Raw genomic sequence first — 22,222 nt, 5'->3', positions numbered from 1 at the left:
TGATGACCCGCCTACACCCCGACGATGCGTACCGGCAACCTGATCACTGCCCATAAAGAAGTCTACAGGATTGTTTCTCGTGATGCATAACTGCCCATAGTCCGAACTCTCACCAAGGACCAGCATCGCGACCGCGTCCTAGGCGCCGAGGGCGGCGCCGTTCTCGTGGATTGTCACTACGCGCCGCTCCGCGTCGACGTCGGGCAAGGACCAGGACACTCTGCATCCGACACGGGCAGCGCTGACCACCATCGCCGCCATCAGGCGATCGCGGTCGATCAGGCCGCCGCGGTGGGAGACCGTGAAGTGCGCGCGACCGTCGCAGTCGCGCGCATTGAACGCGAGTACTCCGAGGTCGGGATTCTGGAAACCGATGGTTCGAGTCGGAGCACCGTCGTCGCCGTAGAGCTGCTGCCCGGGCGGAAGCCGGTAGTAGGACATGGTGGTCACCAGAGGCACTCGGTCCGAGGCCACGATGGGCGCTACGCGCGAACGCGACTCCCGCAGGCCGAAAACGCGCGCCGCGGCGGCGCGAACGGACGGTTCGGCCTGGCGGATGCGGGCGGAGACGGACGACGCGACGCTGTCCGGCGTCCGGGTCGAGAAGTCGGCGACGAACGGGACGTGGCTGACCGCGTTCCCGCCGGTGCCGGTCAACACGTCGGAGTAGCTACGGATGTCGGTCACCACGTGATGCACGACCGTCGGCGGAAGTTGCAGGTCGCGCAGGACCGAGCAGTAGAAGAGGACCGACGGGATCTTCGCGGCACGGACCTTCTCGACGGTCACGGCGAGCACGAACACGGACTCGGGATCCGCGATGCGCATCGACGACACCGAGGAGTCGGACAACTCGGTTCGCTCCTGCACGATGCGACGCATCGACCTCGCGGCCACTGTCGGTCGACGTACGAAGACATGCGCGGCGGCCCCGACGATGCGGCGCCCCGTCAGCGGCCGACGGTCGTTCAGCGGAGGTACGTCCACCGGCGGAAGTCCACACGCGGCCAACAGCAGCCGGCGCGACTTCGGGTAGAACACGGTCTCGTCGCCGAACAAATGGCTGTACACCACGCGGACGTGGCGAGCCCCGAGAACGACGTGCACCACGGACGAGTCGTACGAGCGACCCTCCCGAGTGTCGTGCGAGTCGGTGACACGGGCGAAGTCGTGGGCGGCTGCGTGCTCGAAGCCCTCGTCGGTGAGCTCGAGGTCGCCGTCCTCCACGCCCTGGATGACCGACTCCGTCAGCGGGCGGACATCGAAATCCGGACCGACGGCGACCGACCACGATACGGACGGTCCATCGTAGGCAGTGAAGCATGTTCGCGCCCAGTCGATTCCGAGTGCTACCAGAGACCGCAAGTCCACCCGGCCGTACAAGGTCTCGATCTGACAGCAGAACTTGCCGGCCCACGGGTCCACGGTCATCGCGGTCGATCCGATCGGACGCGAGTCACGACTCCGGGAGCTTGGACCCGACTACTCATCACGTTTCCCTGGCCTTTCGGTGACAGTCCACAGAGGAGCGGAGCGTATCGGTTTGCCCGCTCGATCCCGGACCACGCGGTCTTACAGTGACAGGTTAACAACAAACCCGCGCGGTTTCACAGTTGTCGTGAAACCGATATTCTGGTTCAATGGCTTGAAACCGACTCGGGGACGGTTTCCCACAATCAGACCCGGAGGTGCACCATCAGTTCGCCGCAGCGGGAGTGGACAACACTCCCCGACACCACGTCCGAGACGCAGGACGACTTCCAGGCACCGTTCGACGGGCCGGAATCTGCCGACGCTCGGGCACTGCGCGTCACGATCCTGGGGATCAACTACGCGCCCGAGACGACGGGCATCGCTCCGTACACCACCGCCTTGGCCGAAGGGCTTGCGCTACGCGGACATCGGATCGATGTCGTCACCGGTATGCCGCACTACCCGCAGTGGCGCATCGCCGACGGCTACGACCAGTCGTCCATGGATCAGAACGTCAACGGTGTCGACGTCCACCGTCGGCGTCACCTGGTGCCGGATCCGCCCACACCCAAGGGCCGCATCAAGATGGAGGCCAGTTTCGGCGCGCGGTCGGTCCGCAGCGGCTGGAACAGCCCCGACGTTCTTCTCTGTGTCAGCCCCACCCTCATCTCGACCGCCATGGCCATCGCTCGAGCGCGCCTGTCGCCGCGTCGGCCCGCTGTCGGTGTCTGGGTGCAGGATCTCTACAGTCTCGGTGTCGTCGAGACCGGCGCGATGGACGGGCGGGGTGCCCGCGCCGCCGCCCGATTCGAGTCGGAGATTCTCCGTGCTGCAGACGGGGTTTCGGTCATCCACGACCGCTTCCGCGACCACGTCACCACCAACCTCCAGGTCGACCCGAACAAGGTCGAGGTCATCCGCAACTGGACTCACATCCAGCCGATGGGAACCATCGACAAGGACGCCGTCCGGCGATCGTTCGGATGGGCCGAGGACGAGACCGTCGTCCTGCACTCGGGCAACATGGGTGCCAAGCAGGGCCTCGAGAACGTCATCGACGCCGCACGGCTCGCCGACGCCGAGGGCCGACGTGTTCGGTTCGTCCTGATGGGCGACGGCAATCAGCGTCCACAGCTGGAGGAGGCTGCCGCAGGCGTCTCACGCATCCAGTTCGTGCGGCCTCTCCCGGATCTCGAGTTCCGGTCCGCGCTCGCCGCGGCCGACGTACTCCTGGTCAACGAGAAGCCGGGTGTCGCCGAGATGGCCGTTCCCAGCAAGCTCACATCCTATTTCACCAGCGGTAATCCAATTCTTGCCGCAACCGACCCCATGAGCACGACGGCGCACGAGATCCGTGCGTCGGGGGCCGGGATTCACATCGGGTCGGGGGACCCCCGAGAGCTTCTCGACACCGCTCTCGCGATCGGCTCGGACGACGTGTCGTCTCGCCGGTTCGGAGATGCCGGGCGCAAGTACTGCACCCGCGTTCTCTCCGAGGACTACGCCATCGACCGCTACGAGGGGTGGCTCCGTCGGCTCGCAGCCGCACGCCGCTCCCCGGCCCGTACCGAAAGTCTGACTACCTCATGACCACGATCGACACCATCGGCAAAGTCGGAACCGGCAAGCGCGCCCTCATCACGGGCATCACCGGACAGGACGGCTCCTACCTCGCAGAACTGCTGCTGTCGAAGGGCTACGAAGTGCACGGCGTCGTCCGTCGCTCGTCGTCCTTCAACACCTCGCGTATCGACCACATCTACGCCGACCCGCACAACCCGGACGCGAAGATGTTCCTGCACTACGGCGACCTCAGCGACGGCGCACGGCTCGTGACTCTGCTCATGCAGATCCGCCCCGACGAGGTCTACAACCTCGGCGCCCAGTCCCATGTGCGGGTGAGCTTCGACGAGCCCGAGCACACCGGCGACACGACGGGTATCGGATCCATCCGCCTTCTCGAGGCTGTCCGTCTCGCCGGAGTCGACTGCCGCTTCTACCAGGCGTCCAGCTCCGAGATGTTCGGCGCCACACCGCCTCCGCAGGACGAGAGCACGCCGTTCCACCCGCGTTCTCCCTACGGTGCAGCGAAGGTCTACTCCTACTGGGTCACCCGCAACTACCGCGAGGCCTACGGCATGTTCGCGGTCAACGGCATCCTCTTCAATCATGAATCGCCCCGTCGCGGTGAAACATTCGTGACTCGCAAGATCACACGTGCCGCCGCTCGCATCGCCGCCGGAGTCGAGAACGAGCTCTACCTCGGCAACCTCGACGCGATCCGCGACTGGGGTTACGCACCCGAGTACGTGGAGGGCATGTGGCGGATGCTGCAGGTCGACACCCCGGACGACTACGTTCTGGCCACCGGTGGCAACTTCTCGGTGCGTGACTTCCTGGTCGCCGCATTCGAACAGGTCGGTCTCGACTGGACACAGCACGTGAAGTTCGACGAGCGGTACCTGCGCCCGTCCGAGGTGGACGCCCTCATCGGCGACGCGAGCAAGGCCGAGCGCGACCTGGGATGGAAGGCCACCGTCCACACCCCCGAACTCGCACGCATCATGGTCGACGCAGACGTTGCGGCACTGACGCACGAGGGCAAGCCGTGGATCGACCGTCCCTCACTTCCGGACTGGAATCGTTCGTGACCGCCGGACCGAGCAGCTTCGTGCCCGGTCCCCTCGATCGTGACGAGCCGCTCTACATCGCCGGCCATCGCGGGCTTGTCGGCTCGGCGCTCTGGCGTCACTTCGAGGACCAGGGCTTCACGTCACTCATCGGGCGCACGTCGTCGGAGCTGGACCTCCGAAACCGGGGCCAGGTGTTCGACTTCTTCGCCGAGTCGGCACCCAGCACCGTCGTGTTGGCGGCTGCCAAGGTCGGCGGGATCCTCGCCAACGACACCTACCCGGTCGACTTCCTGTCGGAGAATCTGCAGATCCAGGTGAACGTCTTGGACGCGGCTCTGGCCAACGGCGTTCGACGGGTGCTGTTCCTCGGCTCCTCGTGCATCTATCCCCGGTCGGCTCCTCAGCCCATCCGCGAGGAGTACCTCCTCACCGGAACTCTGGAACCGACCAACGACGCCTACGCCATCGCGAAGATCGCGGGCATCCTGCACATCCAGTCAGTTCGCAGACAGTACGGTCTGCCGTGGATCTCGGCGATGCCGACCAATCTGTACGGACCCGGCGACAACTTCTCGCGCTCGGGTTCACACGTCATGCCTGCACTCATCCGACGCTTCGAGGACGCCATTGCCGACGGTTCCGACGACGTCACCAACTGGGGTAGCGGGGCACCGCGTCGAGAATTCCTGCACGTCGACGACATGGCCTCCGCCTGTCTGCATCTGCTCGAGCACTTCGACGGCCCGCAACAGGTCAACGTCGGTACCGGAGTCGACCACTCGATCGCGGAGATATCGGACATGGTTGCCACCGCCGTCGGGTACAACGGTCGAGTGAACTGGGATACGTCGAAGCCCGACGGAACACTGCGCAAGCTGCTCGATGTCACGACACTCACCGACTCCGGATGGTCACCGTCCGTCGACCTGGCCGACGGCATAGCCGGTGTCGTCGACTGGTATCGCGCTGCGGGTAGGGCCGACGCCGCCACCGTCCGGTCGTGAGCGACCACATGCCACGCCGATCGCTGGCGGGGTTCACAGGCCGCGGGTACGACAAAGGCGCAGGACCGGTGAAACAGGTTCTGTGGTTGGCGGTGTCGGGAACCGTCCTGACTCGATGGTGGTGCCCGGGGTCGGTCCGCATTCGCATCCTTCGCGCCTTCGGCGCGAACATCGCCGACGGCGTCCTCATTCGGCACCGCGTGCGCATCCACTGGCCGTGGAAACTGGCGGTGGGCCGCGACTCGTGGATCGGCGAGGACGCCTGGATTCTCAATTTGGAACCCGTGACAATCGGCTCCGACGTCTGCATCTCGCAAGGTGTGCTGTTGTGCACCGGGAGTCATGATCGTCGGTCACCGACCTTCGAGTTCGACAACGCGCCCATCGATATCGGAGACGGTGCCTGGGTGGCCGCGCGAGCGACGGTGCTGCGCGGGGTTTCCGTCGGCGCCGGAGCCACGGTCGGCGCCACCGCGCTGGTCACAGCCGACGTGGCGCCGGGGGCCATGGCTCTGGCACCGACCGCGGTGGTTCGACCGTGAAGATCCTGCACGTCGTCACCCTGATCTCACCGGACGGCGCTTACGGCGGTCCGGTGCGCGTCGCCGTCAACCAGGCTCGCGAGCTGATCGCTCGAGGGCACGACGTCACCATCGCCGCCGGCACGCGGGGCTTCGACGTGATCCCCACCGAGCAGGACGGGGTGCCGGTTCGCCTGTTCCCGGTACGCTCGGTGCTCCCCGGTGCCGGCTTCGCCGGTCTCTCGTCACCGGCCATGGTGGCGTGGTTCCTCCGCCACGGCCGCGACTACGACGTGATTCACGTCCACCTCGCGCGCGACCTGGTCACGCTGCCCGTGGCACGCATCGCGGTCGCACGATCACAGCGCCTGTTCACGCAGACACACGGGATGATCGACCCGACCGGAAAGATGTTGGCCAAGCCGCTCGACGGTGTCTTCACCCGTCCGGTGCTGCGTCGGGCCTCTGCCGTCTTCCACCTCACCGACCACGAGAAGTCCGATGTCGCCGCCGTCGCGGGACCCGAGGTCGGCTTCGTGCGTCTGGCCAATGGCGTACCCACCTCCGAACGGCCGGCGACATCCACCGGTGACCGGCCGCACGTGCTCTTCCTCGCTCGCCTGCAGGCACGCAAGCGGCCTGTCGATTTCGTCGACGCCGCAGTTGCTGTTCTCGCCGAGGGACATTCGGCCCGGTTCACGCTGATCGGCCCCGACGAGGGCGAAGGCGACGCGGTGTCCTCACGCATCGCCGGATCGGGCGCCGGCGACTCCATCGAGTGGCGGGGGGCACTCCCACCCGAGCGCACCCTCGACGCGATGCGTGAGGCCGACGTCTACGTTCTGCCCTCCGTGAACGAGCCGTATCCGATGTCCGTCCTGGAAGCGATGTCCGTCGGAATTCCTGTGATCGTCACCGACACATGCGGTCTCGCACCCATGGTCGCCGAGAACGCCTGCGGCGCAGTGACCAACGGCACTGTCGAGTCGCTGACGGCCGCCCTCTCTGCCCTGCTCGCAGACCCCCCTGTGCTGCGCAGAGCGGGCGACAATGCTCTTCGGACGGTGCGGGAGACCTCCGGTATGCCCGCGGTCGCTCGGACGCTCGAAGCCGAGTACTCGCGACATCCGGCAGCGCTGCCTGCCCCGTAGACTTACCGGGTGCTCGAGAGAAAACCGCCCCGAAGTCGGCGACGTCGGACCGCGGCTCTCACGGCCGCCGGAGTGCTCGCTGCAGGCGTCGTCATCGGCTGGGAACCGTACGTGAGTCCCCGCGTCGACCAGCCCACCGAAGCGGACGCGATCGTGGTTCTCGGCGGCGCGCACGACGGACGCGAAGAATACGGACTCGAACTCGCCGAGCAGGGCTACGCCCCTCAGGTGGTGTTCTCCGACCCGTACACCGCACGCGGTGTGGGCTCGTACGGCAACCCCGACTACATGAACGATCTGTGCAACGGCACGTACGACTTCACGGTCACGTGTTTCGAACCGGACCCGTCGACGACCCGCGGTGAGGGTCGGGAGATTCGCCGGCTCGCGGAGGAGCAGAACTGGTCCCACGTACTCGTGGTCACGTTCCGTCCGCATGTGTCCCGCAGTCGCTACATCCTGGACAAGTGCTGGGGCGGCGACATCACGGTCCTCGCGAGCCCTACCGAACTTCCGTGGTGGGCGTGGACGTGGCAATACATCTATCAGACAGCAGGATTCGCGCGCGCGGTGTTCGAGGACTGCTGAGCCCGGCGGCTATCCGCCGGGCTCGGCTCCGTCGGGTCAGTAGGCGCCTTCGCTGCCGAACACGGCGCGCACCGTCTTGACGATGATCAACATGTCCTGGGTCATCGACCAGTTCTCGACGTACGAGAGGTCGAGCCGGACCGACTCTTCCCACGTGAGATCGGAGCGTCCGCTGACCTGCCACAGGCCTGTCACACCGGGACGCACCAACAGGCGTCGCCGTACATTGCCGTCGTACGTCTCCACCTCGCGGCGCAGCGGCGGGCGCGGACCGACGACACTCATCTCGCGGCGCAGAACGTTGACGAATTGGGGAAGCTCGTCCAGGCTGTAGCGCCGCAGCACTCGACCGACTCGAGTCACGCGGGGATCGTGCTTCATCTTGAACAGCACTCCCCCGTCGCTTTCGTTCTGCGCGAGGAGGTTCGCCAGGTTCTTGTCGGCATCGACAACCATGGTGCGGAACTTGATCATCTGGAAAGGGTTGCCGTCCAGGCCCATTCGCTCGGACCGGTAGAAGATCGGACCGCGGGTGTCGACCTTGACGGCCAGAGCGATGGCGAAGAGCACCGGGGACACGACGATCAGCGCGAGCAGCGAGAAGCACATGTCGAACGCGGTCTTGGTGAAGCGCGTGGCGCCTTGGTAGCGCGGCTTCTGTACGTGCAGGAGCGGCAGATCCGCGACCGGCTGAAGGGTCAACCGGGGGCCGGCGATGTCGGCGACACCCGGCGCGACCACGAGGTCCACGCCGAAGGGATCGAGCTCCCACAGGAGGCGCTTCATACCTTCGGCACCCATGTGCTCGGTGGCGGTGACGGCGACGATGTCGGCTCCGGTGGAATTCATCGCGGAGACGACCGCGTGCTCGTCGCCCATGATGGGCACGCGGTGCCCGTCGACGTTCAGCTCGCCGATGCCGGCGTAACCGGGGACGCACGCCCCGACCACGCGGCAACCGCTCGAACTGTCGCGCTCGAAGGACGCCGCCATCGACGTCGCGGCACGGTGGGAACCGACCACGAGGACCGACGTCATGAACTGACCCGACGCCTTTCGACGCCGCGCCCATCCGCGCCAGAGATGGCGCTCCACCAGCAGACCCACCAGACCGAAGGGGAGGGCGATGGCGAGATAGCCTCGGGCGAAGTCGACGCGGAGGAGCAGCGCGAGAATTGCCACGACGCCGAACATGCGCATCGTCGCCGACAGTATGCGGCGGTATTCTTCGGCCCCGGTGCCCATGACCTGGGCCGACCGCGCACCGAAGATGGCGAGGAACGCAGTCCATCCGACGACGAGGCACACCGATACGGTGACGTAGCTGATGCCGATCGTGGAGCCCTCGAGACTCGAGTTCTCGCCGAAGCGGATGAGATGCGCCAGGAAGACGGCCAGCACGATGACGACGGTGTCCGTCGCCACGACACGGCGTCGGTATCCCACCAGCCAGTGCAGACGTGGACGCTGCGCGGCCTCTGTTCGATCGGGGGGTCGATTGTCCTGCGGGCGCCGAGCGGGGGCCGTCCGCAGGCCCCATAGGCCTTCTATGCTGCTTCGCTCGTCAACACTGGTCACGCAAGACACCGCCTCAGTTACGAATCCGTGCCGTCGCGCCCCGCAGCGCAGCCCTCGGTCATGAAAAAACCGAACAACTGAGACGATACCACAAAGGATACTTTCAGTTTGTTTAGAGCGTTCAACAAGACTGGTTACCGAATGTTGTCGATCAGAACCCCGGAATCAGCCCCGGCGGGATCTGGATGCCCGGGGGCAGCTGCACACCGGGGAGGCCCGGGATGGTGGGCGGGACGTAGGGCGCGGGGGCCGGCGCTTCGGGTGCTTCCTCGACGGGCGCCGGTGCTTCGACGACGGGAGGCGGCGGTGCGATGGTCGTGGTGGGGGTAGCCGTGGTGGACCGTGCCCGCGTCGACGTCGTCGGAGGCACCGTCGTGGACGACGACGAGGTGGTCACCGCAGCGGGTTCGGCCGGCGACTCGTCCGCGGTGGAGGCCGGGGTCGCGCCGTAGCCGAGGGCGAGGCCGATCGCCGCGACCACGGCGAGTCCGAGCGCAGCGACGAGTGGCAGACGGGGACGTTTGGTGCGTTCCGGCGCGACGGAGCCCGACCCGGACAGCCAGGACGGGGTTTCGGCTGCGCGAGGATCCGCAACGTCCGACGTAGGCAGAGCCGACGCGGACGCGGGGCGTTCCTGCACATCGCTGTACGCCATCGTCGCCGCGGACGGAGCAGTCAGGGGCCTTTCAGGCAACGGTTCTTCGACGGCAGGCTCCGGCGGCCCCTGAACGGGAGCAGCGCGGAAGGGAACGTCGGACCCGTCGACCGGGGTGGCGGACAGTGCCGCACCCTTGGCGGCGACGAGTTCGGGTTCCGCGGGGGTGATGGTGGGCAGGCCGACCCAGCCGGCCAGCGTGGCGCGGACCAGCGGGATCCGCGATCCACCACCGATCATGACGAGTGCGTCGACGGGCCGCCCTGCGCGGGCGATGACCTCGCGGGTCAGGCGTGCGGACTGCTCGACCGGAACCGCGACCATCGATTCGAACGCTTCGCGGGAGAGCAGGATCAGTCCGCCGATGCCGGGCAGGCAGACGGCACCGCTCGACGACAACTGCTCCTTGGCGACGCGGCAACGCAACTCGAATTCGCGGCCGTCCACGTCGTCCAGGCCGCTCTGCTGCCGGCTGATCTGGCTGTCGCGGATGGTGGCGTCGAACATGTTGCCGCTGACGTCGAAGCTGCGTTGCGACGCCAGGACGCGGCCGTCGTCGAGGTCGACCACGGTGACGCTGAGGCCGGAGCTACCCAGGTCGTACAGAGCGACGGTGTGCAGTCCGTCGAGGTCGCCGGTGGACCGCAGGAACTCGACGGCGGCGTGCACTTCGGGGACCAGGCGGTAGTTGACGATGTGTTGGCGCGCCATGGCTCGGGCGACGGCTCCGGCCTGCGCGTCGTCGCGGTACGCGACACCGGTGGCGGAGACGGACTCGGGGTCGGCAGGGTCGGCGAGGATCACGCCGATGGACTCGGCGGCCAGTTGCTCCGCTTGGTCGAAGGTCGTGTCGATCGCGCGGTGGCGGAATGCTGCCTGCACACCGGCGCGTAGGCCGTGGACCGGCCGTGCCAGACGCACGGCACTGGTGCCTACCGACACCCCGAGTACCGAAGTCATGAACCGCCCCAGTCAGACCGATCGAGCGCACGATCGAGTCGGTGCGCGCTTGCAGTCGCCGAGTGTAACAAGACAATGCCGTAGCCGTCGCACCGACTGTTATTACGCCATTCCGTGAACGCGCAGACCGTTTCCGTTCCCTGCCATTCAGGCGTACGGCATGCGCGCCGTCTCGGGATCGCCGAACGTCACGGCGCGCTCACGCCGGGTTCCCGACGCCAACGTTGCAGCCCAGTTGATCAACGTCCCCGCGCGGTTGCGGCGACCGGAAAGGAAGGCGATGTGGATGGCGCCCCATGCGGCCCACCCGACGAAGCCGGACAGCTGGATGGGCCCTGCCTGCAACAACGCGTTGCGACGCGCGATGTAGGCGGCGCTGCCGAGGTCGTGGTACTTGAACGGTGACGCCACACGTGACCCGCTCTCGATGGTCTTGGCGATCATCTTGCCGGCGTGCCGACCACCCTGCATCGCGACTTCGGCGACACCGGGCAGATCGTCGAGCGCGCTGACGTCGCCGACGACGTAGACGTTCGGGTGGCCCGCGACGGACAGGTCCTTCTCGACCGGGATGCGGCCACCGCGTGCCTGCGTCACGCCGAGCGCGGTGGCGAGGGTGTGCGCGAAGGGCACGGCTTCGACGCCCGCGGTCCACAGCACGGTGTGGGTGTCGTACGTGGTCTTCTGCTTGTCCGACTTACGGGTCACTTCGATGTGGTCGGCCTTCACGTCGGTGACGTGCACTCCCAGGTGCGTCTCCACTCCGATGCTGTCGAGCGTCTTCTGCGCCTTGCCCGACAACCGGGCGTCGAAGGACTCGAGGACTCGGTCGCCGCCGTGGAAGAGCAGCACGCGGGCTTCGGCGGGGTCGATGGAGCGGAATTCGTGCTCGAGGGCGCCCACCGCGAGTTCGCGGATCTGGCCGGCGATCTCCACACCGGTGGGGCCGCCTCCGGACACGGCGAAGGTCAGCCACGGGCGCCGCTCCTCGGCGGTGGGCAGCGACTCGGCCATCTCGAACGCGCCGATCAGTTTCCGTCGGATCGCGAGGGCGTCGTCGACGGTCTTCATGCCCGGTGCGTACTGCGCGAACTCCTCGTTGCCGCGGTAGCTCTGCTGCATTCCGGCGGCGAAGACCAGGTAGTCGAAGGGCAGCTCGAAAGTCGAGCCGTCCATGCGTGACGCGGTGAGGGTGCGCCCCTCCATGTCGATTGCCGACGCCTCCCCGAGCGCGACATGAGTGTTCTCCTGCTTGCGCAGCAGGTGCCGCAGCGGCGAGGTGATAGATCCCTCGGAGAGCAGCCCGGTCGCGCACTGGTACAGCAGCGGCTGGAACACGTGGGACGTTCCGCGGTCGAGCACGGTGACGTCGCCGTCGATGTGCCGTAGTTGCCGGGCGGCGTAGAGACCGCCGAATCCGCCGCCGACGACGACGACGCTCGGGCGCTGTCGTGAAAGTTCATCAACCATGGTCGAAATCCTGCCACGCGAGGCCGCTGTGCTGTAACGAAGCGGGGCGTCGTCACGAACTTGTGAGTAGGTCTACCTTTCCCCATTCTTCCCAGCCGAGAGATACCAGTCGATGTTCCGTGTTGTGGGTGAGTGGTGGACTCGGCCGTTCGACTACTCCGCCATGCCCGGCTACATGGCGCAGCGCGGGCTGCAGCGGCCCTACCGCCGCATGATGGCCGCAGTGGTGCTCATGGTGGTGCTCGCCGGCTCCCTGCTGCTGTTCACCAGCGGGGCACCTCCCTCACCTTCCGCCCGCGCCGTGTTCATCGCCTGTCTGGTCACCGGCGCCGTGTCGGCGCTGCTGTGGCTCCGCGGGGCGTGGCCGTCTCGTCGACAATCACTCGTCTTCCTGTTCGGCGACGACGTGGCGTTGGTGGTGGGGCTGTCGATGCTGGCCGACGTGCAGGCCTCGTTCACCGTGTCCGTGGTGTTCGCCCTGCTCGGCATCTACTGCGGCTACTTCCACTCGATCCGCACGCTCGTGGCGCACATCGCGCTGACGGTGGCCGTGTCCCTGTACTTCTTCGTCTCGGCCGCCGTGGAGGGTGGCAGAGACGTGGCCTACCTGTCCGTTCTGCTGGTCGTGCAGTTGGCGCTGTTCCTCCTCGCACCGTTGCTCTCGCAGATCCCGCTGTCCAACCTGCGGGACGACGCATACCAGTCGGGCACCGATCCGCTGACCGGAGCGCTCAACCGCCGGGGGCTCGGCGCGGTGGTGCACGCGCCATTGCTGGCAACGGCGCGCCACGACGAGGTGGTGGCGATGATGGTGATCGACCTCGACAGGTTCAAGGCGGTCAACGACCGCGTGGGCCACGACGGCGGCGATGAGGTGTTGCGACGGGTCACCGAACGATTGCAAACCCGCACGAACACCTGGGCGTACGTCGCCCGTCTCGGCGGCGAGGAGTTCTGTGTCATCGGGATCGTGCCGTGGGCGGAGATGCGGAACCGTCTCGACGACGTGCACGCCGCCGTCCGGTGCGACGCCGACGAGGTACCCGTCACGGCGAGTGCCGGAGTCGCCTGGATTCCGGGCAGCAGGTGGACCCGCAACGTCGACGATGTCGAAGTGCTGATCCGCCGCGCGGATCGCCTGATGTACGAGGCGAAGCGCGCGGGAGGGGACAGCCTGCGGTTCGACGACCAGGCGTACACCACGACGGACAACGCGCGCGCCTGACACCGGCGCGGACCTACACTCCGCTCATGCATGTCCTCTACGTCTGCACGGGCAACATCTGCCGATCCCCCACTGCGGAACGGCTGACCGCGGCGTTCGCCCGCGACCTGAGCCTGGACGTCACCACCGACAGCGCCGGCACTCGCGCCGTGATCGGCCACGGAGTGCAGGCCGAGGCGGCTCGCGTTCTCGAGTCCCTGGGCGGTGATCCCACGGGCTTCGTGGCACGCCGGCTCACCCCCGCCATCGCGTCCGGGGCGGATCTGGTGCTGACGATGACCTCCAGGCACCGGGACGAGGTGCTGACAGTGGCGCCCCGCAACCTGCGGCGCACGTTCACGCTGCTCGAGGCGGCGGAGTTCGCGCGACGCACCGGGGTGATCGACCCGGCCGCGTGGGTCTCCGAGCGCGCGGCGAACCCGGTGACGCAACTCGACATCATGGATCCGATCGGTCAGTCGACCGACGTCTACGAGCGGGTGGGCGACGCCATCTCCGAGGCGCTGGGTCCGCTGTTCGAGATCTGGGGCGCTCGCTGATCGAAGTTCGTACTGCTCCACGCCGTCTCCCCGGCTACGGTATGACTCGGCTCGAGAGCACGGGCGGAAACGGAGCGCGGAGAAGATGCGTGAGAGAGCTGCCGTCGCCGTCGTGATGGGCATCGCCGCGGCCGCCCTGGCCGGTGGACTCACCGTCGCCGCTGCCGGCGGAGTCTTCGACGCGGATGTGCAGCGAGTGTCGCCTCCGGCCATCGACCGTTCCGCGGTCTCGGGCAGCATCTCCGTCGCCCCCACGGTGTCGGTGCCGCCGTCGCCGACGTGGCAGATCGCGCCCGTGACGACACCCCGGCCCACCACGACGCCTCCTCCGACCACCGCCGCAGCGACGACCGACGACGAGCCGACCACCACGACGCGGCGCACCCGGACCCGCACGACGACGACCACAGCCGACGCGGACGAGACTGAGTCCGGGGACAACTGACACGCGGAATACGCCGCCCGCGGGTGCCGTTACTCTCATCGACGGTGTTCGATACCGATGCCCCGGGTACCAACCATCAGCCGCTGCGAGCGGCCACCTGCCGAGAGGCGCACCGGCGGACACCGTCGCCGACAACGAAGCCGCAGACCCCTGGTCTGCGGCTTTCGTCGTTACTGGTGTCTAAGAGTAGGAGCAGGTGTTCCTGTCAGGACTGGTACGGGCGGCGAGGCGGCGGTCGCATGGTCGACCGACTCGGAACCTGCTCGGCCTCGTAACCGATGCCGTTGCCGTTCCCGTTCCCGTTCTCGGCCTGACGACGGGCCGCTCGGCCGCCGTGGCTCCGTGTCGGCTCGTAGCGAGGCACGGGGTAGCTCTCGGGGGCGGGCTCCGGCGCCGGTTCGGGGACGACGGGCGACGCTGCCGGCCGCACCGCGGCGGACGGTGCGTCCTGACGGGCGACCGTGTTGTCGGTCTCGTAGTAGTGGCGGTAGTCGTAGTCCCGCTTGCCGCGCGACGGGGCCATCGTGAGGATGACACCGAGGACGGGCGCGCCCACCTGCGTGAGATTGCCCAGGGCACGGGTCAATTCGTCGCGACGAGTGTGGCCGTGACGGGTGACGACGATCGCGCCGTCGGCGTGCGCGGTGATGACGGATGCGTCGGTGACGGGAAGCAGCGGCGGTGCGTCGACGACGACGTAGTCGAAGGCGGAGCGCAGCGTCTCCATGACCGTGCGTGCGGCTTCGGAACCCAGCAGTTCGGAGGGGTTGGGCGGCAACGGACCGGACGCCAGCACATCGACACCGTGGAACTTGGTCGGCTGCAACACTTCCTGCACGTCGGCCTGACCCGACAACACCGTGGACAGGCCGACGGAGCCGACGAGTCCCAGGTACTTGGACACGCGCGGCCGGCGCAGGTCGCCTTCGACCAGGACGACGCGGTGACCGGCTTCGGCGAGCACCAGGGCGAGGTTGACGGCAGTCGTGGTCTTGCCCTCGGCGGGAACCGCGGACGTCACCACGATGACTCGTGGCGGTGAATCCACCTCCAGGAACTGGAGATTGGTGCGGAGCTCGCGGAACGCCTCTGCGGTGCCGGACGAGGATTCGGCGAACGACAGGGCCGCCTCCTCCTTGATCGTCTTGTCGAACGGGACGATGCCCACGACGGGGACGCCGGACAGATCGGCCAGAGTCGAGCGATCCTTGATGGTGTTGTCCAGGCGGTCGCGGATCACGGCCAGCGCGATGCCCAGCAGAAGACCGACGGCGATACCGAGTGCGAGGTTCCGAGTGGTCTTCGGCGAGATCGGACCCGTGGGAACCTGCGCCGGCTCGACGACGCTGACCTTCGCCAGGGCCGCTCCGCCGCCGGGCGGCGTCTCGAGATCCTCGACGAATCCGACGAAGGTCGTTCCGATGCCGTTCGCGAGATCTCGTGCGGTGGTGGCATTCGCGTCGGACACGCACGTGTCGATGAGGACGGTGTCGGGTGACGACGTCGTGCGGACCTTCGATGCCAGTGCGGACGGGCTCATGGAGAGGCCGAGGCTGTCGATGGTGCGCTGTGCGACGCTCTCGCCGCCGAGGAGCTGGGTGTAGGAGGCGACGCGCTGCTGCGAGGCCAGGTTGCCCTGGTACACCTCCGTCACCGAGGACGACGACGAACCGGTGGAGACGTAGAGGCGCGTGCAGGCCTCGTACACGGGCGTGGACACGAGCGAGAACACCAGCGACGCCGCGGCGGCGACCACCGTGGTCAACACGATCACGATCCACCGCGCGCGGAGAATTCTCACGTAATCAGATATCTCCACCGGGACGACTCCTCACATCGATGACGGCCGGACCGAGCACCGGACCACACATCTGGGGACAAACTTCTGGGATCACCTTAACCATGTCGTGACCATCGGGCATCTCGGGAACGTGACGAATACCCCACTCCGGTTTTTACGCGATAAATGTGAGAAATACCGATTTCCGAAATCGGGAACGGAGGCACGAGCACTGCATACTTCGGGCCGACCCGCTTGCCGTGTGGCACAGTTCACCATGTGACCAAGCTCGACCGCACCGACGCTCGACTACTGCTCGCGCTCTGCGACATCCCACGCGCCACCGGAGTCCATCTCGCCTCGGTCCTCGGGCTGGCTCGAAACACCGTCCAGGCCAGACTCTCTCGTTGGGACGAATCACATACTCTCGCGCCGATGGACCGGCTCGTCTCCCCTCGGGACCTGGGGTATCCCCTCCGCGCGTACGTGGGCGCCGTGACGGACCAACACCGCCTCGAGGCGGTCATCGATCGCCTGCGAGACATTGCCGAGGTGACCGAGGTGGTCGGTGTCTCGGGCGGAGCGGATCTGCAGATCGGAGTCTCGGCTGCCGACGCCGACGATCTGTATCGGGTGGCCGGACTCATTCTTGCGGTCCCCGGAGTCGAACGCACGACGGTCTCCGTGGTGATGCGTGAAGCTATTCCCTATCGCACCCGACCGCTGATCGAGAGACTTGCGCGCGAGAACGACAATTCCTGATTCCGTTCCCGGTACGTCCGCGCAAAACAAGGATTCGGCCCGACGGAAGCGCCCATCCGCCCCTCGACGCAGGTTCCACGCTGATACCGTCCGACAGGTGATACGTCCAGGTTCCGGCGGCCGCAGTCGTGGTCGGTCCCGGGCACCCTTGACCGACGTCGTGCGTCGTCGTATCGCTGTGCTGATTCCGACCTTCGCCCTCCCCGGCATCCTGACGATGTTCAGCGTGGCCGGTCCTGCTGCGGGCGCTCCACGTATCGCCGCCATCGCCGTGTTGCTCTCCACCCTCCCCGTGGCCGCGGTGGTCGCCACCGCCCGCAAGTCGTTCACGTGGTGGCGGCGGGCCCGCACCCAGCGCGCGGTCGCCTTGGCTTTCACCGTCTACGCCGACGTGGGGACGTCGACGTTCCTCCTGCTCTGCAGCAGTCACGCTCTGGGTCTGGCCGGGTGTGCCCTGTTCGCGGTCATCAGCTCCTACGTCGCCTTCTTCGGCGGGCGCGCCACCGTGGTGGTGCACCTGGTGCTGACCACCGTCGTGATCGCGTGGATGACGGCACTGGTGTTGCGTGAGCAGCCGATCGGCGCGATGGCGACCATTGCGGCGGCCACCAGCATCTGGCTGGCCGTGAACGCAACCATGTCCATCGTCAGCACAACCACGATGTCCCTGCACCGCCACCTCGAGCGCCAGATCGACAGCGCTCGGACCGATCCGCTGACGGGACTGCTGAACCTGCGCGGCCTCGAGGTGCAGGCGAAACGTCAGCTCCGCGGTCGATCACAGGTGGGGTTCCTGCTCGTCGACCTCGATCACTTCAAGTGGGTCAACGATCATCACGGCCACATCGCCGGTGACGGCGTGCTCGCGCTCGCCGCGCAGCGCCTACGCGATCACCTGGGCGATCGCGCGGTCGTCGCCCGACGCGGCGGCGAGGAGTTCCTGGTGGTGCTCGACGCGCAGTCCACCGGACTGCACGCTCTCGCCGAGTCGATCCGTCTCGCGCTGTCCGACACGGCCGACCTCATCCCCGTGACGGTGAGCATCGGGGTCTCGTGCCTCGACACCACTCGGATGACGGCGGCCCCCATCGCGTCGACCATCAACCACGGGATGCACCTCGCGGACATCGCGATGTACCGAGCGAAGGCCGCGGGCCGCAACACCGTGGTGGTGTACGCCGACTCCTGACCGTGCGTCGGTTTGCCGTCCCCGTCCTCGGGTAGCTCGCACACGAGCCATCATCCGACCGACGAGAGGACCGTCCCATGGCCGTCAATCCGATCGAACTGCAGAAGCACCTGGCCGGCGCCGATTACCCGGCATCGCCGAAGGACCTGGCCGATCTGGCGAAGGGCAACGGCGCAGACGACGACGTGGTCGACGCGCTGTCGTCCATGCCCGACGACAGCTACGACGGACCCGACGCCGTCAGCGCCGCCATCACCAAGAAGTAGCTCAGGAATCGAAGCGCCGCGGCGGGACCGGCGCTGTCGGCACGTAGATCAGATGCGACGAACCGATGTCGGCCGGTGCCACGTTCTGCGCAGCGATGATCGCGGCCGCGTGCTTGCTGTCGGTGGTTCCGTGCGCCCGAGCCAGCCGCGCGAGCCGGATGCGTGCCTCCGTCGTCGAGTCCCCGAAGAACTCGGCGAGGACGCCGGTGGCACCCGAGATCGCCGCCGCGCCGTTCAGCACCGATTGCACGGCGGACGTTCCGTCCGTGCGGCGTACCTCGGTGGCCCCGGTGGTGAGTGCGAGAGATGTCAGATCGGCCAGCATCTGGCCGAGTTCGTCGGGCCGCTCCGAACCCCACGTGTCGGTGGTGTGGACGGCCAACGCTCCGAGGCCCACGCCCAGCGAGGTGATGGGATAGACACGTACGGCGCCGAGACCGGACGACTGCGCCAGCGCCCGATACGACTCCCACCGTCCGGTGCCCTGCTCGGTCACGTCACCGATCATGGCAACGGCCGTTTCGCGAGCGCTGGTCAGGACAGGTCCCGTCGTGAACAGTCTGTCGTCGGTGAGGACGTCATTCACCGAGGACGTCGCCACGGCGTGGAGTTCGTCGCCCTCCAACAGGGAAATGACCGCTGTGGTGGCGTCGAACCCGTTCAGCGCAGTCGCCGCGATGCGTTCGAGCAGCGCAGGAAGGTCGAAGTGGGTGACCAACGTTGCCGTGATGTCGGCAAGCGCGAGCTTGGTAGGCGTGGTGTTCACAGGGATCCCCCTCCACTGTCTCGTTCGTCCTTCAGGCTGATCCGACGGGCGACCACGTCGGCGGCTACCTCGGTGACGCTCCGACCGCGGGCGAAGGCGTGTGCCCGCAGGCGGTCCATCGCGACGTCGGTGGTCACAGCCAGTTGCACGGAGATCATGCCTGCTGCGACGTACACCTCGGCGCGGCTGTAGTGGCCACCGCCTTCGATGGACACGATGTCGTCCGGGTCGGTCTCGACGGCCTCGTAGGGAACGGCGTCACTGCCGGTCTCCCCCGCGTCGGACGCCGTGTAGTGGCCCAGTACCGATCGGGCGATGGCGAGAGCGCACATGCGGGCCGCGTCGTGCTCGACGTCGGTGAGGTCGACCGGGGTGGTGCGGTACAGCTCGAGGACGCCGAACGACGACGATCCGCCCAGGAGCGGATAGGCGAACATCCCGCGCGCCCCCAGGGAGGCTGCGCCGCGGCCGAACATAGGCCAGCGCTGGGCGGAGTACGAGGACCTGATGTCGTCCACTCGCACCGGCTCGGCCGAATGATGAGCATCGATGCACGGGCCCTCACCGATGGTGAACTGGAGTTCGTCGAGCTGCTGGGCCAGAGACGTGGTGGCGAAGACGAGTTCACGGACATCGCTGGACGAGCCGAGCAGCGCCACTGCGGCACCGTCGACACCCGTCAGTCGAACCGATGTCTCGGTGACGTGCCGGATGCCGGTGAAGGAGAACACGGAATCGGACTGTGAGTGGTCGGGGCCAGTGCTCTCGGGGGATACATCCACGAGCGAACCTCCTCCGCGGGCGCACCGTGCGCCGACGTCGATTGTCCCATGTGCGGCAGGAGAAACTGCCGACCCAGGGGGCTTATTTCGAGTTGTTCCGCCCGATTCCCGAGCGCAGCAGCTTCCACGGCACAGCAGCCGACTCGAGCTGCACGGAAAGGCTCATCTTCGACGTCCCGTCGACGCGTTCCTCGAAGTGGATGGGGACCTCGGCGATACGCATTCCGTGCTTGATGACGCGGTAGTTCATCTCCACCTGGAAGGCGTATCCGTTGCTTCCCACCGAGCCGACGTCGATGGTGCGCAGGGTTGCCGCACGCCAGGCCTTGAAGCCGGCGGTCGCGTCCTTGACCTTCAGACGGAGGATCGTGTTGACGTAGAGGTTGGCCCACTTGGACAGGGCCTTGCGGTGCCACGGCCAGTCTTCTGCCACCGCGCCACCGGGCACGTAGCGGGATCCGAGCACGACAGCCGCGTCGGTGTCGGCGAGGGTCTGCACCATCCGCGGAATTGCTTCGCACGGGTGGGAGAGGTCGGCGTCCATCTGGACGACGATGTCCGCGCCCTCGTCGAGTGCGCGCAGGATGCCGGCGACGTAGGCGCGACCGAGACCGTCCTTGCTGGTGCGATGCAGAACACTCACCGGGATCGCTGCCTCGACGCCCAGCTTCTCGGCCACCTCACCCGTCCCGTCGGGCGATCCGTCGTCGACCACGAGAACGCCGAGGTTCTTCATCTGCAGGTCGGTGAGCATCCCGACCAGCTTCGGAAGGTTCTCACGCTCGTTGTACGTGGGTACGACGACGGTGATACGGGGGTCAGGAGAGGCTTCGGACACTGTGGAATGGTGCTGGATCAGCGCCGCGATCGCAAGAACCGGACATTCCGCGTCGTCACCACGTGGCGTCGACAGGAGAACCGAAGGACCTGTCCCCGTACGTGCGACCCCGTCCGCCGTCTCGTTTCGCGCTGCAGAGAAGGTGGTCGGCGCGATCGAGGCAGTCGTGAATGTCCTCGTCGACGCCCAGCATCGCCCAGCCGGCGGAGAACGTCTGCTCAGCCGGCATCACAGCGATCAGCCGGGTCAGGATCGCGGTAACCCTCTCCGGGCCGCCACCGGGGACCGCCATTGCGAACTCCTCGCCGCCCCAGCGAGCCAACACGACGTCAGGGCCGAGCATCCGTGTCGCGGCGTCGGCGAACCCCACCAGCAGAGCATCCCCGGCCGCGTGACCGTGAGCGTCGTTGTACGACTTGAACAGATCGAAGTCGAGCATTGCGAGAACCAACGATTCGTCGCCGACCAGCGACTGCACACGCTCACGCCAGCCTCTGCGGTTCAGCAGGCCGGTGAGCCCGTCCGTCATCACGGCCTGCGCGAGGGCGTCTTCCTTGGTGCGACGGTCGGTGACGTCGTGGATCACCGCCATCGTCCAGACGCTTCCGCGGGCGTTGACGACGCTGGTGGTCGAGACCCATCCCCACCGGATTTCACCGTCGGGACGCACGTATCGCTTCTCCAGGCGCAGAACTTCGCCGCGCCGATCGGCGTCGGCCGTGAGCCGTTCCATCCGGTGGTGCTGGGCGATGTCGTCGGGATGGGTGAATCCGCGTGAGGACAGGCCCGCGATGTCGTTCCACGAGCGACCGACCAGACGGCAGTAGGCATCGTTGGCCAGCACCAGCAATCCTTGCTCGTCCGCCAGCGCCATCGGAACGGTGCTGGCGTCGAACATTGCCTGGTACGTGCCCTCGTCCACCAGCCGAGAACTCATGTCACGAGCGTACGCAGGTCAGAGCCGTCGTCAGGTCCTCATCGCCCGGACGGCCGCCAGAGCGGTCGCGCCCGCGAAACCACAGATCGCGACCGGTGCGCCGCCGGTGACCATCAGCGTCAGCGTGGTGCAGAGAAGAAGGACCGACAGGGCCGCCCAGATACGTGCGTCGACGCGAGACGCCCTCACTTACGACCCTTGCCCTTGTGTCCGCGGGAGACGTCGTCCGGATCCGCGACCGCGGTACCGGAGATGACGCGCTCCTCGCACGACGTCTCCCCGCCGGCGATCTCCCCGATCAGACCGCCTACTCCAGCTCCGACCGCAACTCCCATGGGCCCTCCCCCCGCACCCAGCATGCCGCCGACGCTGGCACCGCTCATCGCGCCGGTCACCATTCCCGACGAGCACTCGTCGACGGCGGTCTCGAACGATTCGACGAAGTCCCGGACCGGGTCCGATGTCGTTGCTGCACCGGCAGTTCCGGCCCCCGCAACTGCAATCGAGACCGCTGCGAGCGTGGTGCCGACAATGCGCCTTGTGATCAAGATGTCCCCCGACGTCGTGGGGAACCGACCGTCGGTCCCCCTGCGACATCAAGCAGAACAGCGGGCTAGGCGATAAACCATGACGCGGGCGCACGAACTGTGTTGCCCTACA

23 protein-coding genes are annotated in these 22,222 nt (G+C 67.1%); 12 read left to right on the top strand and 11 right to left on the bottom strand.

The genetic code is table 11. The features are described 5' to 3' along the window. Nucleotides 1-138: 138 nt before the first annotated feature. A complete protein-coding gene (locus tag RU01_RS18520) occupies nt 139-1,431 on the bottom strand; it encodes a hypothetical protein (protein ID WP_042576052.1) in 1,293 nt (430 codons plus the stop codon). Between the two features lie 264 nt (nt 1,432-1,695). Here RU01_RS18520 and RU01_RS18515 point away from each other — a divergent pair, with 264 nt between their 5' ends. The 6 genes from RU01_RS18515 to RU01_RS18490 are packed head-to-tail and all read left to right on the top strand — an operon-like array spanning nt 1,696 to nt 7,370. Next, complete coding sequence (locus RU01_RS18515) at nt 1,696-3,063, top strand: glycosyltransferase (RefSeq protein WP_442970556.1); 1,368 nt, start codon at nt 1,696-1,698, stop codon at nt 3,061-3,063. After that, complete coding sequence (gene gmd / locus RU01_RS18510; RefSeq protein WP_042576050.1) at nt 3,060-4,124, top strand: GDP-mannose 4,6-dehydratase; 1,065 nt, start codon at nt 3,060-3,062, stop codon at nt 4,122-4,124. Before RU01_RS18515 ends, gmd begins: the two co-directional genes overlap by 4 nt. Continuing rightward, on the top strand, nt 4,121-5,110 hold the full coding sequence (locus RU01_RS18505; protein ID WP_042576076.1) for a GDP-L-fucose synthase family protein: 990 nt from the start codon (nt 4,121-4,123) through the stop codon (nt 5,108-5,110). The genes gmd and RU01_RS18505 overlap by 4 nt, the downstream gene beginning before the upstream one ends. An 8-nt stretch (nt 5,111-5,118) precedes the next feature. After that, nucleotides 5,119-5,652 carry a DapH/DapD/GlmU-related protein gene (locus RU01_RS18500; protein ID WP_042576075.1) on the top strand — a complete coding sequence of 178 codons (534 nt, stop codon included), beginning with the start codon at nt 5,119-5,121 and terminating at the stop codon, nt 5,650-5,652. Next, complete coding sequence (locus RU01_RS18495) at nt 5,649-6,782, top strand: glycosyltransferase (RefSeq protein ID WP_042576049.1); 1,134 nt, start codon at nt 5,649-5,651, stop codon at nt 6,780-6,782. The genes RU01_RS18500 and RU01_RS18495 overlap by 4 nt, the downstream gene beginning before the upstream one ends. Before the next feature lie 9 nt (nt 6,783-6,791). Further along, nucleotides 6,792-7,370, top strand: coding sequence for a YdcF family protein (locus tag RU01_RS18490; protein WP_082043239.1), 579 nt, complete (start codon nt 6,792-6,794; stop codon nt 7,368-7,370). Between the two features lie 36 nt (nt 7,371-7,406). Here the strand turns inward: RU01_RS18490 and RU01_RS18485 are convergent, their stop codons facing one another. The 3 genes from RU01_RS18485 to RU01_RS18475 all read right to left on the bottom strand — a co-directional run bounded on the left by RU01_RS18485 (nt 7,407) and on the right by RU01_RS18475 (nt 12,033). Then, nucleotides 7,407-8,795: a sugar transferase gene (locus RU01_RS18485; protein ID WP_331386545.1), complete on the bottom strand. Its 1,389-nt coding sequence runs from the start codon at nt 8,793-8,795 to the stop codon at nt 7,407-7,409. 304 nt (nt 8,796-9,099) lie between these two features. Beyond that, on the bottom strand, nt 9,100-10,563 hold the full coding sequence (locus RU01_RS18480; protein WP_042576047.1) for an Hsp70 family protein: 1,464 nt from the start codon (nt 10,561-10,563) through the stop codon (nt 9,100-9,102). A 147-nt stretch (nt 10,564-10,710) separates the two neighbouring features. Further along, a complete protein-coding gene (locus RU01_RS18475; RefSeq protein ID WP_042576046.1) occupies nt 10,711-12,033 on the bottom strand; it encodes an NAD(P)/FAD-dependent oxidoreductase in 1,323 nt (440 codons plus the stop codon). Between the two features lie 112 nt (nt 12,034-12,145). Between RU01_RS18475 and RU01_RS18470 the strand changes: the two genes are divergently transcribed. The 3 genes from RU01_RS18470 (at nt 12,146) to RU01_RS18460 (ending at nt 14,242) form a co-directional block, all read left to right on the top strand. Beyond that, nucleotides 12,146-13,258, top strand: coding sequence for a GGDEF domain-containing protein (locus RU01_RS18470; RefSeq protein WP_082043238.1), 1,113 nt, complete (start codon nt 12,146-12,148; stop codon nt 13,256-13,258). Nucleotides 13,259-13,284: 26 nt separating this feature from the next. Continuing rightward, on the top strand, nt 13,285-13,797 hold the full coding sequence (locus tag RU01_RS18465) for an arsenate reductase/protein-tyrosine-phosphatase family protein (RefSeq protein ID WP_042576044.1): 513 nt from the start codon (nt 13,285-13,287) through the stop codon (nt 13,795-13,797). 85 nt (nt 13,798-13,882) lie between these two features. Further along, nucleotides 13,883-14,242 carry a hypothetical protein gene (locus tag RU01_RS18460; RefSeq protein WP_042576043.1) on the top strand — a complete coding sequence of 120 codons (360 nt, stop codon included), beginning with the start codon at nt 13,883-13,885 and terminating at the stop codon, nt 14,240-14,242. Nucleotides 14,243-14,447: 205 nt separating this feature from the next. On the opposite strand, the gene RU01_RS18455 is transcribed toward RU01_RS18460, so the two are convergent. Next, a complete protein-coding gene (locus tag RU01_RS18455; RefSeq protein ID WP_042576042.1) occupies nt 14,448-16,061 on the bottom strand; it encodes a polysaccharide biosynthesis tyrosine autokinase in 1,614 nt (537 codons plus the stop codon). Nucleotides 16,062-16,301: 240 nt separating this feature from the next. On the opposite strand from RU01_RS18455, the gene RU01_RS18450 reads away from it, so the two are divergent. From RU01_RS18450 to RU01_RS18440, 3 genes are all read left to right on the top strand, one after another. After that, on the top strand, nt 16,302-16,784 hold the full coding sequence (locus RU01_RS18450) for an Lrp/AsnC family transcriptional regulator (protein ID WP_042576041.1): 483 nt from the start codon (nt 16,302-16,304) through the stop codon (nt 16,782-16,784). Between the two features lie 97 nt (nt 16,785-16,881). Next, on the top strand, nt 16,882-17,973 hold the full coding sequence (locus tag RU01_RS18445) for a GGDEF domain-containing protein (protein ID WP_156148995.1): 1,092 nt from the start codon (nt 16,882-16,884) through the stop codon (nt 17,971-17,973). A 77-nt stretch (nt 17,974-18,050) separates the two neighbouring features. Further along, nucleotides 18,051-18,239: a DUF2795 domain-containing protein gene (locus RU01_RS18440; protein WP_042576040.1), complete on the top strand. Its 189-nt coding sequence runs from the start codon at nt 18,051-18,053 to the stop codon at nt 18,237-18,239. A 1-nt stretch (nt 18,240) separates the two neighbouring features. Here the strand turns inward: RU01_RS18440 and RU01_RS18435 are convergent, their stop codons facing one another. The 6 genes from RU01_RS18435 to RU01_RS18415 all read right to left on the bottom strand — a co-directional run bounded on the left by RU01_RS18435 (nt 18,241) and on the right by RU01_RS18415 (nt 22,110). Beyond that, entirely contained in the window at nt 18,241-19,005 is a 765-nt protein-coding gene (locus RU01_RS18435; protein ID WP_042576039.1) for a GAF domain-containing protein, read from the bottom strand. Next, on the bottom strand, nt 19,002-19,736 hold the full coding sequence (locus RU01_RS18430) for a GAF and ANTAR domain-containing protein (RefSeq protein WP_052493367.1): 735 nt from the start codon (nt 19,734-19,736) through the stop codon (nt 19,002-19,004). The genes RU01_RS18435 and RU01_RS18430 overlap by 4 nt, the downstream gene beginning before the upstream one ends. A 133-nt stretch (nt 19,737-19,869) precedes the next feature. Then, on the bottom strand, nt 19,870-20,625 hold the full coding sequence (locus RU01_RS18425; RefSeq protein WP_042576038.1) for a polyprenol monophosphomannose synthase: 756 nt from the start codon (nt 20,623-20,625) through the stop codon (nt 19,870-19,872). A 55-nt stretch (nt 20,626-20,680) separates the two neighbouring features. Beyond that, the gene (locus tag RU01_RS18420) at nt 20,681-21,562 is read right to left on the bottom strand and encodes a GGDEF domain-containing protein (RefSeq protein WP_052493366.1); all 882 of its coding nucleotides are present in this window, start codon (nt 21,560-21,562) and stop codon (nt 20,681-20,683) included. Between the two features lie 30 nt (nt 21,563-21,592). After that, nucleotides 21,593-21,751 (bottom strand): hypothetical protein, encoded by a 159-nt coding sequence (locus RU01_RS22975; RefSeq protein ID WP_156148994.1) that lies wholly within the window; start codon nt 21,749-21,751, stop codon nt 21,593-21,595. Next, complete coding sequence (locus RU01_RS18415; RefSeq protein WP_042576037.1) at nt 21,748-22,110, bottom strand: hypothetical protein; 363 nt, start codon at nt 22,108-22,110, stop codon at nt 21,748-21,750. The genes RU01_RS22975 and RU01_RS18415 overlap by 4 nt, the downstream gene beginning before the upstream one ends. Nucleotides 22,111-22,222: the final 112 nt, after the last annotated feature.

It is taken from the genome of Rhodococcus sp. MEB064 (genome assembly GCF_000834565.1).
In the GTDB taxonomy this organism is placed as follows: Bacteria; Actinomycetota; Actinomycetes; order Mycobacteriales; family Mycobacteriaceae; genus Rhodococcoides.
The sequence above is the reverse complement of the archived record's forward strand: the minus strand, read 5'-3'. Positions and strand labels throughout refer to the sequence as shown.